Below are 15718 nucleotides of genomic sequence, written 5' to 3'. Positions count from 1 at the left end.
CCCAGGGATCGCGCCGGATCATCAATGATCTTGGCGTCCGTTCCTGATACGCTAGCGAGTCGCCCGGCCGCCCGTCAGTCGCGCGTTTTACCGGCACCGGCGGACCGAACGGTTCCTCAGGTATGGCCACCCGGCCAGGATGGGTCCGATTCGACACGGGAGTCAACCCGTGAAATGACCGCTCGTACCGCATATTGCCCACCGCGCGAGGGCGTCCCGCACGACGTGGCAGACCATACCGGCTGGTGTAGCATGTCGGGTCCAGGCACCGCGCCGAACACGACACATGCAGACCCGGCCGGTCGGGTCAGACGTACGCGAGCAGGAAGTCGACGGTGCCGGTGCCGCCGGGTTGACCCGGCGGGACGGTCAGCCCCGGCTCGCTGTTCAGGACGTAGAAGCCCCCGTTGCCGATCAGGCGGGGGGTCACCGCCATCGCCTGGGCCGCCATGTTCGATCCGGTCGGCCGCACCACGCTGTCGAGCAGGAGCCGGAAGAGATTCTCGTTCAGGTTGGCGACGTGCAGGACCCGATAGGAGCGCGGTGCGGGGGCGCCGGTGCCGGTCAGACCCCAGATCGGCACGATCTGATCGCGCCACCGGGCCGGGTTGTTGGTGATCGACGCGTCGTGGTTCTGCAGTTGGGTCTGGATGCCCGAGTGGATCCCGGCCAGGTGGATGTGGAGTTGGTCCTGCTGCCGGATCATCGGGTCGGCCGAGTTGACGCCCAGGCCGACGTGCGGATAGACCACGTGTCCGGGCTGGCCCGGTTGGGCGTTGAGCCACGCGTCGAGCCAGTAGTTCGGGGCGGCGGCGGTGGCGATGAACGGGCACTCGATGCCGCTGACACGGCAGGTCGGGACGAGCAGGTAGTCGTGGTCGGATCCGGAACCGCCGTTGAGGACCACGTACGTCGTGGTGGTGCGCAGGCACTGCGGGAACGGCGGTCCGGGCTTCGCTCCGGTGCAGACCTGCACCCGGTCCCACAGGTCGTACCGACCACCGGTGTCGCTGGGGTAGCCGCACAACGCGGAGGGCGTGGGGCAGGTGGCGGCGCCCGGAGCACCGGGAGCGTCCGGGCTCACCGGGGGCCCTCCCCCGTCGTCGGAGCCGCCGTCGGCGCGCGCCCGACCGGCGGCGACCAGGCCCAGGAGACCCGTGGCACCGACCGTTCCCGAGAGCCTGACGAACTGGCGTCTGCCCAGTTCCGTGCCGGTCCTGTCGTCGCCCACCATCCGCCTCCAGGGTTCCCGATCCGTGTGGACGCGCCGGTGTCCGTCTCGGGCCAGGACGCCGGGAAGGACGATTCGGACGCGATGTCGACATTAGGGCGGAGTACCCGAAAGCTCCTCGATGCCGACGACCGGTCCCCTGATCGTGTCCACCGGCTGGTGACGGCCGTCTCCGGCCGGTGCGCCAGAATGGCGCGGTGCGGATCACGGAGATCGACCCCGGCGCAGACGAGACACTGGCCGGGACGCTGCTGTCGATCCAGCACGCGGCGTACGCGGTGGAGGCGTCCCTCATCGGCGACGACCGCATCCCACCCCTGCACGAGACGCTCGACGCGCTGCGCGCCGCGCCGCTGCGCTGGCTCGGCGCCCAGCACGACGAACGGCTGGTCGGTGCGGTGGCCTGGTCGGAGAACCCCACCGAGCTGGACATCGACCGGCTCGTGGTGGACCCGACGGCCCACCGTCGCGGCACCGGCACCGCCCTGGTGCGGACGCTCCTCGCCTCGGCCGGCGACCGGCGGACCGTGGTCGCCACGGGCGCGGCGAACCTCCCGGCCCGCCGGCTCTACGAGCGTCTCGACTTCCGCCTGATCGGTGAGCGCGAGGTCATCCCCGGCCTCCGGATCGCCGAGTACGTCCGCGAACCGGCTACCTGAGCCACCGTCCCGTCGTCACCTGTCTCGCCCCGGTCCAGGAAGACGGGTGGTGCGCTCCGGGACAGGAACGGCGTGGTCAGACCAGCCCGAGGCTGATGGCGAGTTGGGTGATCGTCGTGGGAGCGTCCTGGTCGCGGGCCACGTGGGCGACCATCTCTCGTACCGCCGGTCGGTGCCGGATCTCGGCGGGCGCGGTGGCGTCGGCCTGGATCAGCACTCGGGCGGCGTTGGTGGCGTCGTCGGTGTCCAGGTAGGCGCGAGCGGCGTCGACGAGGTGCGCGGCGCGATGCTCGACGGGTAGCCACCGCCACTCGTCCCGGCCGATCGCCTTCTCGTGCCGCGCGACGGCGTCCGAGGTGTCGCCGAGTTCAATGGCGGCGGTGACCCGGGCCAGTTCGACGGCGGTCGGGCCGAACGCCGTGCGGTGGTGGTCGTGTCCCTCGCCGACCCGGGCGGCCATCTCGGCGGCTTCGTCCAGCAGGTCAGCGGCGGCGCGATCGTTGCCGCAGGTCGCGGCGATCAGGGCGGCCTGCACGAGCAGGCTGCCGCAGAGCGACACCTCCGGTGGTTCGCCGGTGTCGGGGTCGGGTGGGGCGATCTGGTAGGCGGCGGCCAGCATCACCGAGCGCGCCCGCGCCGACGTCCGGAGCACCTGACCGAGCTGCACCGACGCGCACGCCAGCAACAACCGGTCGCCGGTAGCGGCGGACATGGCCCGGTCGGCGGCCAACCAGGCAAGCTGATGCTCGTCCAGCTTGACCAGCAACGCCGTGGTGACCCGGTACGCCTCCACCACCAACGTCCGGCCCGCCTCCGGGTCCTGGGCGTACGCCCGGTGCACCGTGGTCAACAGCCCCGGCAGCAGGTCGATCAGGTGCGGGTATCGGGCGTGCTGGTAGGTGGTCCACGCGTGCGCGACCTCCCGCGCCACCCGCTCCGGCGGCATCACCTCGCCGCGCGCGGACGGTCGACCGAGGGTCATCTCGTACGTCGACATCGCCGCCCTGATCCGGGCGACACCCTCGTGACGCTCGACCGCATCGGCGGGCTCGACATCGCGACCGAGCAGGGTCGCCGCATCCACCCGCAGCACCGTGGCGATGTCCCGGATGACCGACAGGCGCTCCAACGACCGCACACCGCGTTCGACCTTGTCCACCCAACTCTTCGACTTACCCAGGCGGTCGGCGAACGTCTGCTGCGACAGGTTCCGCCGCGCCCGCAGGTAGGCGACCCGCCGCCCAATCGGGACCGGGTCACCGGGCACGACGCCACCGCCGATCCGGCACCGCCCGAGTGGTCTCCTCGACCGGTATCCGCTCCGCCTCAGCCTGCGCCAGGATGCGTTGCTTCGCGGCCTCCCGCTCCGCCGCTTCCGCCTGCTCGCCTCGACTCTGCACCGGCTCGCGCTGTACACCGTCCACCCGCTACCTCCTCGAAAGGCACGGCAAGGTGCGCTCGAAAGACGACCTTTGCTGTGCTGACAGAAGGGGCGCGGCTCACCTGAGAACTGGTGGCAGCACCTCACGCGCCGTCGCACCCCGTAATGCCATGTTCACGGGGCGCAATGGGGGTGGACAGGTACACGGCAGGCCACGTCGTGCGACCTGCGGGAAAGGTGGTACGTGTTGTGCGACTACACCCCGACCAGCGACGCCAACTCGGCCAACTCCTTGGTCATCGCCCGCCGGCGCTTCTCGGCGATCGACTGGACGATGTCCCGGGCATACCGCTGCTGCCGCAACCACGCCGGTGCCCGATCCCGGAGATCCATCAGCACACCGGTCGCGTCCGCGTACGCACCCGTCTGAGCGTGGGACCACGCGACGTCCAGGTAGTGCCGCTGCCGCGATGACGGGGTCACCTGCGGAGACCGGTGCACCTGCTGCGCGAGAGCCAATGCCTCGTCGGGACGGCCCGCGATAACCGCCGACTCCACCCGCATCAGGTGCACACCCTCGGCCGAATAGTCGTTGCCCGTGATATCGGCGTCCGGGTTAGGCCGGTCACCAAGCCGGTGCGCACCCGCCGCCGCCAGGTCGAGCATGTCCCGGGCGTCGTCGTGCCGGGCATCCCGCACCGCCGCCGACGCGCCCTTGATCAGCAGGAAGCCCCAGGCGGACAGGTGGGCAGGTGAGGCGGTGGACAGTTTCGGCTCCACCTGATCGGCGGTCCGTACCGCCAGCACCTCAGCCTCCTCGAACCGGGCCTGCCGCAGCAACAGCCAACACATCGGTGCCACCGCTGCCGCACCGACCATTTCATCCCCGCTGCGGCGAGCGTGATCGAGCGCCGCCGTGAGGGCGACATGCGCAAGGTCAACGCGGCGTAGCTGGATGAGAAGCCGACCCGCCAACTGGTGAGCCTGCGACGCGAGCGCATGCGCGACCAACCGCTCATCACCGTCAGCGACGTCGACAAACGTCCGCGCCTCATCGAGCAGGCCGGGGATCAACGTGAGAGCTGCCGCGTAGTCATTGGCATGGTAGATCGTGTTCGCCGCCTTGATCGACCGGCGCACGTCAGCGGCAGTCGGTGGGCCGATCTCGGGGTCGTCCACCACAGAACGCCCGTCGAGACCCGAGACCGGCGTCAGAGCGCGGCGGACATCGACAAGGCCCAGCGGCGCGGCATCGGGCTCACGCATGGCCTGCGCCTGCGCAGCGGAACCCATCAGCGCGGACGTCGGTACGCCAAGCGCAGTCGCCAACTTGTTCAACGTCGACATGCGGGCGCTGGTCCGCTCGTTCTGCTCCAACTTGCGAATCGTCTCCACACTGACGCCCGCACGCTCCGCAAGCCGCTCCTGAGTGAGAGTGGACTCGCTACGCAGTCTGCGTAGGTGATCACCGATCGTCGTGAGCATGGCAGCCTCCCCGGAGAACCGACTGAGCCCGAACCCGCCGACCGCCCGACGGGCCACCACTCCGGACGGTACACCGCATCGACCCAAGCGCCATGGCACTAAACACCGGGGCCGAGCGCTGGCTCGCGACGGGCCGCGCCATGGGCAGCCCGAGGGGCAGAGGTCAAGCGGAACTTAGACGAGCAGTCACGTGACCTGTGGTCACACGGCCAGCGCGCTGGTCACGTCCCGCCTTCGACTCACGTTGGCTCTCCGCCCCGTGCCGACGTCTCACACCGCCTTAATGCACGCGTGTGCCGAGACGGCTCCTTGACCTGGCGCTGCCCGACCTAAATAAAGAGTGTGAGACTTGCTAACAACGCCTATACTCGCTGCGGCTGAGGTCGCCCGATTCGACAATGAGCCATTTTCATCCTGCGTGGGGGTTGGCTTCGATGTGGTGCAGCGCGAGGATGGCCTGCACGATCGGGGTCGTTCGTCGTGGGCAGCAGCGCAGCTTGGTCAGGATCTTCCAGGTCTTGAGGGTGGCGATCGCGCGTTCGCCCCGGGCGCGGATCGTTGTGTGGGCCCGGTTCACGGTCTTCTGCCGGCGTGACAGTTTCGGCCGGAAGCGGTGCCGCTTGAACGGGGTGCGGATGCTGCCGCGGGCACCCTGGTAGCCCTTGTCGGCGAAGGTCATCGCGTTCGCGTTGGTCAGCGCGTCGATGATGCCGTGGGTTCGGGCTGCGGTCAGGTCATGGACTGAGCCGGGTAGCGCCGGCGAAGCCCAGATGAGGCGGCCGGCCGGGTCGGCGATGACCTGGACGTTCATGCCGTGGTGCTTGTGTTTTCCGGAGTAGTACGGCTTCTGGTCGGCGACCCGGTCGATCGGGATCAGGGTGCCATCGAGGATCGCGTACGCCAGCCGGCGGATCCGGTCCATGGCGGTGGTCAAGTCATCGGCGGTCGCCGCGAGTAGGGCTATCGCTTCCTGCACGTACCGCCATGCGGTACTCACGCCGACAGCGAACCCGGCAGCCAGCCGGGTGTAGGTGTCACCGTTACGCAGGTGAGCCAGGGCAAGCAGTGCCTGCCGTCCCGCATCGAGGCGCCGCCACCTGGATCGGCGCTGGTTGCGGTAGCTGCGGATGCGATCGGCCAGGTGGTTCAAGGTCCGGCTGGACAACGAGATCGTGGACGGGTAAGACAGCACAGGCGAGGCTCCCGGTCGGGGCATCGGGTTTTGGTCGATTTGCTGTCTTACCTGGAGCCTCGCTCCCATCGACACCCGGGCCACTCACACCATCCCTGACCTGCAGGATCAGGTTGAAAAAGGCTCAATGAGGACAAAGCGCCGGAGATGGACTTAAGATCCCTTGATTGGACGTTGGCAACGGCAGTAGGTGCTGTAATCATCAGCATCGTGGGATTGATCGGGCAAATTCGCTCGCAGAGTCGACAGAGAGAGCTGCAAGAGGGCGAGCTGTATAGGCAGCAATCCGACTCTTGGGCCACCTTGGCTAAAGATTGGGAGCGTGCCGTTCTTATAGCCTCCGGCCCCACAGCGGCCGTTTACCGTGGCGTTCCAAAATCTCTGGCCCTCGAATATGAGAACGCATTGCGCTTCTATCGCGATGCCGAGGTGGCTTGGCTGGACATCCAACACGCCGCCAGCGCGTCAGCGGAGAAGATGGAGGAGCTGGAGCAAGGTAGCCAAACGGCCCAGGATCTCCTACTTCCATATCGACAAGCAGTGCAGCGGATTGTAGCTCACCTCGCACGAGTCACTGGACTGATCTTGGAGAATCGGCTTGAGCTGAGCGCAGCCTATGATGCGATGGGACCCTCACTTCTCCGACTCGGAGACAGAGTCGATATGCTAGTTCAGGAGCACTATGCAAATCGATCGGAATGTCCAGCTCCCGCCAACATGGAACGACATGCGTTACGCGGCATCGACATAGATCAAATTAGCGCACGAATCGGATGGGGAGACTTTCTCGAAGTCGCGCGCGGGACAGCGGAAAGGGCGGTCCTCCTAGCAGACCTGCTCAAGATGCAGGCGTACAACCTGGGCGACCTCGACGGAGCATGGCACCCGGAGTACGAGGATCATCCTGCTAGCAGCCTACGCCAAGCCGACCGACTCTCTAACGCATGGCGAGCCTCGCGCCGGTACGGGCGACTTCGCGCATTCCGTCTACTCCTGCGGCTTGCGAAGACGGGCCGACATGCGGCGCGATCCACCTTCCACCGGTACCCACGTTGGTTCTATCGGCTCCGTGAGCGATTGCAAAAGGATGCTTTTATGGTGGCACTTCCATACAATGGATGGCTTCGCCTACCAGCCGATATCCCAGGTGCGAGACTAGATGCAGTTAGGGCGGTCTTTCATGCGCGCAAAGCTCCAGATGTCCGCCGACCCGCTTCACTAGTTTATGATTCTTCCGGCAATCCACTAGAAGAAGGTGATGACAAACTGTCGGGCCTTGTCGGTTAAGACGGTGCGATGGTACTTCACCCGATGGCAAGCCGGCGTGACGGAGAACCTCCTTACTTTGCTGCGGATCAAGGCGCGGGTGCAGCAGGGCCGGAACCCGGACCCCTCGGCGGGGGTCATCGATTCGCATCGCGTGAAGGGCGCCGGCACCGTCGGTCGGGACAGTTTGGGCTACGATGCCAGGAAGAAGGTCAACGGCGGTAAGCGGTTCATCGTCATCGACGCCCTGGGCCTGCTGGTCGCCGCCACCGTTCTCACCGCGAGGGCAGGACCGCAACGGCACCAAACCGCCCTGCTCCAGGCATACAGGATCACCCCGATCCGGCACGTCTCCACCGACCAGGGCTTCACCGGACGCCTGGTCGACTGGACCCGCGACACCCTCAAAGAAGCGCCTATAGCGCAAGGTGGGCAACGTGCGCACGCCGAGGGGAACAAGCAGTGATGCAGACCTGTACGCGCGAGCAGAGCTTGCCCGTTGGGCGGGGGACGGAACGATGCGGAGACAAGGGACGATCACGACCGACCCTTCAGTTCAAGAGGTCAGTTACCAGCGCAATTATGCTCACGGTGAGCCCGACGGTAGCTGATGCGGTAGCCACCGCCTCAGCACGACGGGTCACCCTTGGTTGCTCGAAGCCGCCCAACTGAACTCGGCACTCTGTGTCCACCAGATGCTCAGTCAAGGTGATTTCTTGATCGCCCCACTCCGAGGCCAAAACCTGAATCGGAATCTCTTGCTTGCGTCTGACCAACTCGGGTCCGAAGCAGACAGTTGTGCCCTCCACGACGACACCAGAGGGCGCCTGCCCGCCGGCCGGATTCAGAAGGGCTGCGATCGGCGACTGAAGGTCGACCCTCAGGGGCCTGCCTTGGTCGAACTGCTCGCTCGCTACCGCATGCCTGCCCGTGTTCCTAATCAGGATGGTGATGACGTGAGGGTCAGGAAGGACGCGTCCTCGACGCGAGACCTCCACGTCGTCGAGCCCTACCCGAGCGCCGGCGAGAAGGCGGACAGGCGTAAGCACATGGATGGTGATCCGTCTCTTAGGTGGGAACAGCGCCTCACGCGCGAAGTAGGCTGCCACCCCCGCCACCAGCAGGGCCAACACTGCCACCGCGAGGGTCGCGCCATTGAAGCCCTTGCCCTCGAAGATTTCCAGCGCCATACCTGAGGTCCTCTCCTGGCTCCCAGCACATGCTCCCGCATGCCACCTCGGCGAGGGATAGGCAACACGGTGTCGCCCATCTCTGTCACGAGATGTATCGTGCGAAGCGTTACAACACGATGCACTGCTATGCAGCGTGGTGCAGTGGCAGACCCCCGCCCCCTAGGTGTAGGAGCCGTGAGGCGGAGGCCCTTCCTCTCGGTGTGGGCCCGTCTGACCCTAGGTCAGTTGGGCCCGCATCCGTTTTTGGCCAGCGCCATCGCCAGCCCTGCCGCGTAGGCGAGCACCTTGAGTGCCAGTGCCACCCACTCGCCGACATCCCGCCACCGGTTGGCGTTGGTCCGCCGGTTCTTGCTCGGGCCCGAGGGCCCCTTGCGCCGCACTGTCACTGCCACTTCACCCCAACTCGTCGGATCCGAGGGCGGATAGACCCCCGGCCGCCGGAGCCATCCGGACCCGCGATCAGCTTGAGCTCAGGTCCAAGTTGGTCAGTGCCGCGTGCGCAGGAGACACCATAGCGAGCCAACCGGGTGACTTGCGTGTCGGACCGCGTGTTCGAACACACGTTCGGCGAGACATGCTCGTACGGACTTCGCGGGCTTCCCAGCGCCTCGCCAGCCAGAACCGGAGCGACCATGCCGTTGTAGTCGCAGCCGATGCGGCGAGTCAGCCAACCAGCAGTTGCGGCAGGTCTCGCAAGTTGGACGTGACCTTGGCGTGAAGATGCTCAGCGTGCCGGCGCAAGATGCTCCCCCAGTGCTTCTCCGACACCACCACATCGCAGTAGCCGGCGGCTGTTCCCAGTGCCGTCATGTCGTTGAGGTCGCCCTTGTGCCACCGGAAGCGCTGATCCTCATGGGCCGACATGCGTAACCGACAGATGGCACCCTTCGCCGGAAGTGAAAGCATGAAGTCGGTCAGCGTCTCTCTAGACGACGTGATGTAAGACCACATGTCAATTCCCGTCGCCACCGACTCCTTGTTCGCAAGATCAACGATGTCCTGCGCCTCCTGCGCGAGAACAAGCCGGTGAGCCCGGTCGCTGCTGTGCCCCCACTTCTGGAGCCTCTCTGCCGTCTCTCGCTCGAAGTCCAGCTGGCGTTGCGCGAACTCGTTCGAGGGCAGCGCGATCCCTTCCGCAGGTAGCTCCTTGTTAGGACCCGTGATCGAGGCCCACTCAAAGTAATCGAACACTGCCTCTGCGCCAAGCTGAGCGATCGCCCGCTTCTCCAGGTCCGCATCTGCGAAGTAGTGCGGCTTGTCGATGCTGAGCGCGTGCACGACTCCTCGCCCGAAGGGCTTCGGCTGCTTGGTTGGCATCAGACCAGCCCTAGCGCACAGCGACGCGTGCACTTCGGCCTCCAAGAGAACCGGTGCGTCGGCGATGGCATGGAAGCGCGAGATCTCGGCCATGAACGCTCCGAGGCGACGTCGGCGAGCCGGGTCACGCTGCCGAAAGGTCTCGATGTAGTGGGCGGCCGACAGTGGGAAGGATGCGTGACCGGCGGCAGATGCTTCACGGATGAGTGCGAGCACGCCCGCTATCTCCTTGTCGTCCGTCCGCCCGTAATGCTGTCGGGCGAGCGTGATCCAGTCCCGCTGGTCGAGGTACACCCGCTTGAGCGCCACGCGGCAAGGCTACGTGCTCGGGCTGACAAGGCTGTGGCGTGACCGACTCGTTGGCGGCAAGTCGCAGCGGCTCGGTGCAGGTATGCCGTAGATCAGTGATCTCCTCTATTGTCAGGTTGTGCTACCCCTCGAAGTAACTGGCTCCTTCTGGCTGCCTGGACACGAGCAGGCCAAGCGCCACGGGCGACTCGTGTTCGACCCGAAGGACGGGGCAGATCTCTTCTTGACGGAGCCGCTCGTAGAGGTCCGTCCTGATGGCATGATGGTGGAATTGGGCGGGGCCACGCGTGACCGGATCTTCGGGCTGATCGAGGAACCGAGCAACGGGCAGCCTGTGACGCTGATCGACTGCGGCTGGCTCCATCGCAAGAAGTTCTTCGTGAACGGCATCCTCGTTGGAGGACACTTCGCGGACGATGAACAGACGGTGTTCGAGTCAGTGATTGTTCGTCTTCGTGATGCTGCACCTTGGGTGGGCAAGGACGCCATATCCGTTGACGTTGACTCGGCTCTTCAGGGCGTAGACAGGCGAGAGATGGTCTGCCGACTAGATCGGCCGCCAGCGAGCGAGGCACGATTCTCGCGGGGCAAGATACTAGTTGACTTCCGATGGTCTCGTGAGGACGTGGAGCTTGAGAGCTTCAAAGTCAGCGTGTGGCCAGAGTTCGTGATTGAGTACGACGAGATGATGCCGCTATCGATGATCTATTCCGATGTGGGCAACCTCTACAACCTGAGTTCCTTGTGCACTGATCGCGCCGACTCGTTCGACAGCCTCGTTGTGTTCAGGTCGGATCACCCGGAACTGCTCCGATCGGGTGCGCCGATTCCAGGTACTCGCCGCGAGATTGAGATCAAGGTGAGGCTAGGTGACCTAAGTCGACGAACGGAAGTCAAGACGCTCTCCGCTACGGATGTGCTCGTCCCGCTTGACGACCTGGGTGGAGTGCAGACCGTAGCTACCTGGCTCGACAGTGCGCCAAGCCTGAGGCCCATCATCGGGGCGCTGTTGAGCATGAGAAGTGACGGCATCTACAGCGAGAACCGGTTCCTCAACATCTCGTCAGCGGCAGAGGGCTTACACCGAGCCACGGTCGGAGGCTCTTACATCACCCCGTCGGCCTTCCGCAGGTTGCGGCGGCAGATCAGAGAGAACGGCGTACCGCCCGAGCATCACGCCTGGTTCTCCCACATCATGGCGCACGCCAACGATCCGAGCCTCGATCGGCGGCTGAGGGAGCTTGCCAGTGCGCTTGGCGAGAACATCAACTCCTTGGTCGGAAACGATGTCGACGCCTGGGTGAGAGCGATCAAGCGGGCGAGGAACAACCTAACGCACCTTGATGAAGGACGGGAGCCGTTAGATGGCTCAGATCTGTACTGGCTTGCAGAGAGCCTGTTCCAGGTCACTCGCCTCTGTCTGCTTCAGCGAGTTGGTGTCGGCGCCGAGGGCATGTCACGGGCTGTGCGGTCTCTTCGACGGCGAGGCGTCTTCCACATGATGGAGGCTGCGGTGGAGCGGATCGCCGGGCCGCCTCCAGCAGGTGGGGCCACGGACGCCTGAGCGGTGACTGGACGAGGAGCCGACCCCTGACCAGAATAACGAGTTGATAGCGTGCGCGTTGGCGGACAGGCATCTATACCAGGGCGGGCAGTGTGACCACCGCAGAGAAGATCACGTTGGCCGTCTCCATCGCGACCGCGTTGGGCATCGGCGCACTGCTCAAGTCTGCGTTCGACCACTTCCTATCCCGCCCTGAGAAGAGGGCGGCGATCGCCGAGAAGGAAGTAACGATCGCTGACAAGTCTGTTCAGATTGCGAACACGCTGATGTCTCGGATGGAGTCTGAGCTTGAGCGTCTTCAGTCCACCCTTGCTGCTGCCCAGGAGGAGAGCGGCGAGTTGCGGGCGGAACTGGCCGAGATTCGAGCTGCAAGCGAGGTGATGGCGGAGACAACCGCAGCTGCGGTGAAGGTTGCAGAAGCTAGCGCAGAGTTGGACGAGACGTTGCGCACCGCCCAGTCAATCCAGCACAACGTAGAGGGTCGCCTCAAGCAATTAACCCTATATATCAGCCACAACATGCTTGACAACGGCATAGACCTCGACGCAGCCACGCTTGCCGTTCTCCAGGCCGAGAGCATCATCGACCGCCCTGACGACGATGACGGCGGAGCCGTCGGTGCCGTTCCCAAGCCTCGCCGTTGACCAGTCCGGCAGGGATGCCTTCGCTCTTCAGAGAGAGTGAGCCAAGGCATGAATTGACAGCCTGCCCTGCTGAAGGGCAGCCATCGATACCAGGGCAGGCAGAGTGACCACCGCAGAGAAGATTACCTTGGGTGTTGCCATAGCAGGTGCCTTCGGGCTTGGGTCGGTGTTCGCCGCCTTTATCAGCCACCTCCTCAGCCGACGCGAGAGGAAGGTCCACATCGCTGACAAGTCGGTGCAGATCGCCGAGTCGATCATGACCAGGATGGAAGGCGAACTGAGTCGTGTGCAGGAGGCTCTTGCCAAGGCACATCAAGAGAGCGAGGAGCTGCGCGTAACGCTGGCGGAGACCAAGACAGCTAAGGGAAAGCTGAGCGAGCAGTTGAAGGAAGCGAAGAGATCCCTGCAAGGCGTGAACGTGCAGCTCGGGAACGCAAGCACCGCTATCAGCGACATTCAGGTAGAAGTGCGCCATTACAAGATAACTGCTCCCGACAGGAAGGAACTGGTCCGCCAGGGTGGGCTGGTGTACACGCAAGAAGCCGCCGCCATCGCGGAGCGCTTGAGACAGGCTGGCAGGGCTCGACATGCTGCTAGTTCCGCCCGGGACACTGAGCCGGAGCACGGCCCGGTGGGGGTATGACCCCTCGCGCCGGCACGCCAGAACGCCATGTCTTAAGTGGCATTAACCCAGCCACGCACACGGCGATCTTTCCCGCTTGGAGAGTCGGTGCTCAAATTCCAATAATGCGGCAAAGAGTCATGCGATAAGTTGCTCCACTGCTGTCCCGAAGTGCAACCTTCCAGGTATCACTTTCCTCGTTACGAGTCTCAGAAATCGGCGAATTTCGCTCCGTGTTCGTTGTATAGGCATCAAGAGCACCTTCCGCTTCGGAAAAGAAGCGATCGCTGCCTCTAATCTCACCTTATACCCGAGAATTGGGGAAGCGCGATGGGTAGCCGTTTCTCATAGACTCCATTCTTGCCTACCCTGGCACGGTGTAGGCGTATTGCGTTGGTGTTAGCAAGGCACTGTCGATGAGCCAGGGCCGGAGGCACCGCTCCCGTCCGCCGAAGCACCGGATTGGCTCAGCGCCGGTGTCAACGCCGATTCCCGCGACAACATAGAGCGCATGCTGCGCGCGGCACGCCTGAGTGGCCTGGGTGTGTCGCACCTCATTCGGGGTCAAGGTTACTCGTTCGCCAAGGCCTTGCGTACCTTTCACTTCGACGTGCAGGGCCCCTTCCGTCGGGTGCATGCAATCAAGATCAAATCCCAGCTTAAGATGCCCGACTCGCGCAACAGACCAGCCCAATTTCTTGAAATATTCAATCGCAAGGTCCTCGGCGTAGATTTCGATCGCTCTATTCGTCGCAGCGTCAGCCTGCCGACCCTGAGCGCTTGGCCGGACTGCCGACGATCTTGTCACTATCCGAAAGCCGGCGGCACCATCTCCGAGCTCACCTTGACTTGCCGCCGATTTGGCTGATGCGACGTTAGGCCCGCTCGGACCCAACACCGAGGGCGAGCGGGAAATTCCTGATGCTTTCGCATTTGATACATGTGCGCCCCTGCTTCGATCAAAGCCAAGGTCGGTTGCCAGTCGGATATGGTCCTCGTCATAAAAAAACCGGTTCATCAGTGAACTGACCGCCCGTACGCGAATCGACCGGTCGGCAAGTACTGCTGCTGCCTCCAAGGTCAGGCCACCTGACGGATTCCGTGATTCGAGCGAGCCCACTGAAGGCGCATAAGGCCACTTTGCGTTACCTTCGATACCCACCACCTCCCATAAATCACTGCTACGCAATTCCCAGAATGGGTACTGTGGATCCGGCTCCGGAAGCGGGCGCCCGTATCTCTGCTTAATCGACAGCATACCACTGCGAAACTCGCGCCACTTTGCCATTCGCAGCTGCGGGCCGCCAGTGTCTATCCGGCCGATTGTCCACAGTAAGGCCAAAGGCTTGTAGCGAGTCGTCAAGTGCTCGAACCCACGATGTTCCAATCTGTCAAGGGCAGCAAAGAACTCGGCTGACGTCATGCTGGCCATGTAGCGCTGGTTCTCCTCATCGGAAGAGGGCAGACAGCCCCGGCGTTGCAAGCGAGCTGTTGATTGTTTCTTATATGCCGCCGCGACTGAAGGGCCGTATCGATAGATCATCGTCAGCCGACCGACCGATGGACAGCTTATGTGTTAGTTGTTTGCCGCGCTCTCGGCGAAGGTCTGCAAGGGCCCTCAACTCCTCGCCGAACCCGATCGAACATCGACCATGACCACGTTTACGGATCTGCCCCGATCCGCACGCTGGCTGCAATATTTTGCCCGATTAATTCCAACTTGCACGCTGGTTCTTGATCAGGCTCAGCAGAGCGGTGTGTGTCTGCTCGTCGCGGCCAGGACGAGGCCGCCTGTGCCGATGTGAGTCGGCTGGCCGTCGATCTGACCGGCCCAGTCGAACGCGCCTTGCCCGGTTACGGGCAGGCCTCGTGCAACGGCCTCAGCACCGGCGAAACCGTTGAGGCGCTGATGGGACACCTCCTCAACGACGAACCGCGGACGGTTCGGCCCCGGTGTCCGCGCTGCACAGAAGGCGACGACACGCCCGAACCGGGAAGCTACAGCGCCGGATGCAGTAGGCAAGGGTGAACACTTGACGGCTGCTGGCGCATGAGGACCTCGACATACCCACTCGCACCGGAGGAGAGCACCGTGACCGGCCGCGATCTCATACCCCACTGCTGCGAGCACCAAGGATTCTTCTACCCAGGCCGCGAGAAACGTTGACGCCGACACGCCACCCCAGAGCAACGCAATCTGCACGACACCATCGAAGCCCGCGCCGCCAAACTGGGGTGCTCGCCAGTCAGGGCTTGCCCTATGGCCCGAACATCGAGGTGGAGGCCCGCAGCCGGCTACTCGACTGGGCAGACGGGTGCGGGCGGCGGCTGGCGAGAACCTCCTGCAAAGACTTGCACTGGCTGGCCAGAGGCCACTGCGCGGTCCGTGCAATCCGCTCGGCCGCTGGATGGACCACGTGACCCGCTGGAATCTGGGCGGCACACCGGCGCTCATTCTCGCCCAGCCGTACAGGCTGCTGGTGAGAACGTGGCCGAGGTGCGTCGGCTGGCAGCAGACGAGGGCTGCATGTGTCGATGGACACGCATGGTTGGTATGGATGGGGGACGCTACAGATCTTGAATGGTCAGGTTGTGTCGGGTTCGAGGGTCAGTCCGGTGTGAGCGAGGAAGCTGTCGAGTAGGTCGGTGCGGTACTGGATGCTCTTGAGTCGGTTGCGGATGATCGCTTGGAGGTGGTCGACGCCGGTCACGGCGAGGTTGCCGATGCTGCGTTTGAGGTGGGACCAGACTGCTTCGGTCGGGTTCAGGTCCGGGGCGTAGGCCGGTAGCCGGATCACGGTCAGCCAGTCCCGGGCGTCGATCATCTGTTGCATGGCGGCGGAGACGTGGGTGTT

General features: G+C 64.3%; 15 protein-coding genes. 5 read left to right on the top strand and 10 right to left on the bottom strand.

From position 1 onward, the window contains the following. Positions 1–307: 307 nt before the first annotated feature. Positions 308–1231 (bottom strand): CDP-diacylglycerol diphosphatase, encoded by a 924-nt coding sequence (locus ACWDVW_RS11020; RefSeq protein WP_449946844.1) that lies wholly within the window; start codon positions 1229–1231, stop codon positions 308–310. Between the two features lie 197 nt (positions 1232–1428). Here ACWDVW_RS11020 and ACWDVW_RS11015 point away from each other — a divergent pair, with 197 nt between their 5' ends. Beyond that, positions 1429–1890 carry a GNAT family N-acetyltransferase gene (locus tag ACWDVW_RS11015; protein WP_449946842.1) on the top strand — a complete coding sequence of 154 codons (462 nt, stop codon included), beginning with the start codon at positions 1429–1431 and terminating at the stop codon, positions 1888–1890. A gap of 76 nt (positions 1891–1966) precedes the next feature. Here the strand turns inward: ACWDVW_RS11015 and ACWDVW_RS11010 are convergent, their stop codons facing one another. From ACWDVW_RS11010 to ACWDVW_RS10995, 4 genes are all read right to left on the bottom strand, one after another. Beyond that, entirely contained in the window at positions 1967–3157 is a 1191-nt protein-coding gene (locus tag ACWDVW_RS11010; RefSeq protein ID WP_449946840.1) for a helix-turn-helix domain-containing protein, read from the bottom strand. Next, a complete protein-coding gene (locus ACWDVW_RS11005) occupies positions 3147–3314 on the bottom strand; it encodes a hypothetical protein (RefSeq protein ID WP_236145651.1) in 168 nt (55 codons plus the stop codon). The genes ACWDVW_RS11010 and ACWDVW_RS11005 overlap by 11 nt, the downstream gene beginning before the upstream one ends. 212 nt (positions 3315–3526) lie before the next feature. Further along, positions 3527–4756: a helix-turn-helix domain-containing protein gene (locus tag ACWDVW_RS11000; RefSeq protein ID WP_449946837.1), complete on the bottom strand. Its 1230-nt coding sequence runs from the start codon at positions 4754–4756 to the stop codon at positions 3527–3529. A 409-nt stretch (positions 4757–5165) separates the two neighbouring features. Beyond that, complete coding sequence (locus ACWDVW_RS10995) at positions 5166–5948, bottom strand: transposase family protein (protein WP_449947108.1); 783 nt, start codon at positions 5946–5948, stop codon at positions 5166–5168. A 1324-nt stretch (positions 5949–7272) separates the two neighbouring features. On the opposite strand from ACWDVW_RS10995, the gene ACWDVW_RS10990 reads away from it, so the two are divergent. Continuing rightward, entirely contained in the window at positions 7273–7680 is a 408-nt protein-coding gene (locus tag ACWDVW_RS10990; protein WP_449946835.1) for a transposase, read from the top strand. An 85-nt stretch (positions 7681–7765) separates the two neighbouring features. Here the strand turns inward: ACWDVW_RS10990 and ACWDVW_RS10985 are convergent, their stop codons facing one another. The 3 genes from ACWDVW_RS10985 to ACWDVW_RS10975 form a co-directional block, all read right to left on the bottom strand. Beyond that, a complete protein-coding gene (locus ACWDVW_RS10985) occupies positions 7766–8404 on the bottom strand; it encodes a hypothetical protein (RefSeq protein ID WP_449946833.1) in 639 nt (212 codons plus the stop codon). A 224-nt stretch (positions 8405–8628) separates the two neighbouring features. Next, positions 8629–8799, bottom strand: a complete 171-nt coding sequence (locus ACWDVW_RS10980) for a hypothetical protein (RefSeq protein ID WP_449946831.1) — start codon at positions 8797–8799, stop codon at positions 8629–8631. A 271-nt stretch (positions 8800–9070) separates the two neighbouring features. Then, positions 9071–10033 (bottom strand): hypothetical protein, encoded by a 963-nt coding sequence (locus tag ACWDVW_RS10975; protein ID WP_449946829.1) that lies wholly within the window; start codon positions 10031–10033, stop codon positions 9071–9073. A gap of 118 nt (positions 10034–10151) precedes the next feature. Between ACWDVW_RS10975 and ACWDVW_RS10970 the strand changes: the two genes are divergently transcribed. From ACWDVW_RS10970 to ACWDVW_RS10960, 3 genes are all read left to right on the top strand, one after another. Next, complete coding sequence (locus ACWDVW_RS10970; protein ID WP_449946827.1) at positions 10152–11597, top strand: HEPN domain-containing protein; 1446 nt, start codon at positions 10152–10154, stop codon at positions 11595–11597. A 92-nt stretch (positions 11598–11689) separates the two neighbouring features. Further along, the gene (locus ACWDVW_RS10965) at positions 11690–12241 is read left to right on the top strand and encodes a hypothetical protein (RefSeq protein ID WP_449946825.1); all 552 of its coding nucleotides are present in this window, start codon (positions 11690–11692) and stop codon (positions 12239–12241) included. Between the two features lie 103 nt (positions 12242–12344). Then, positions 12345–12884, top strand: coding sequence for a hypothetical protein (locus tag ACWDVW_RS10960; RefSeq protein WP_449946823.1), 540 nt, complete (start codon positions 12345–12347; stop codon positions 12882–12884). Positions 12885–13227: 343 nt separating this feature from the next. Here the strand turns inward: ACWDVW_RS10960 and ACWDVW_RS10955 are convergent, their stop codons facing one another. Both ACWDVW_RS10955 and ACWDVW_RS10950 read right to left on the bottom strand, forming a co-directional pair. Then, complete coding sequence (locus ACWDVW_RS10955) at positions 13228–13881, bottom strand: protein NO VEIN domain-containing protein (RefSeq protein WP_449947105.1); 654 nt, start codon at positions 13879–13881, stop codon at positions 13228–13230. A gap of 1567 nt (positions 13882–15448) precedes the next feature. Continuing rightward, positions 15449–15718, bottom strand: a 270-nt coding sequence (locus ACWDVW_RS10950; RefSeq protein ID WP_449946821.1) for a transposase, incomplete at its 5' end; no start/stop codon positions are given.

The organism is Micromonospora sp. NPDC003241, assembly GCF_053589795.1.
Note: the sequence above shows the minus strand (reverse complement) of the source record. Positions and strands in the feature narration are given on the sequence as shown.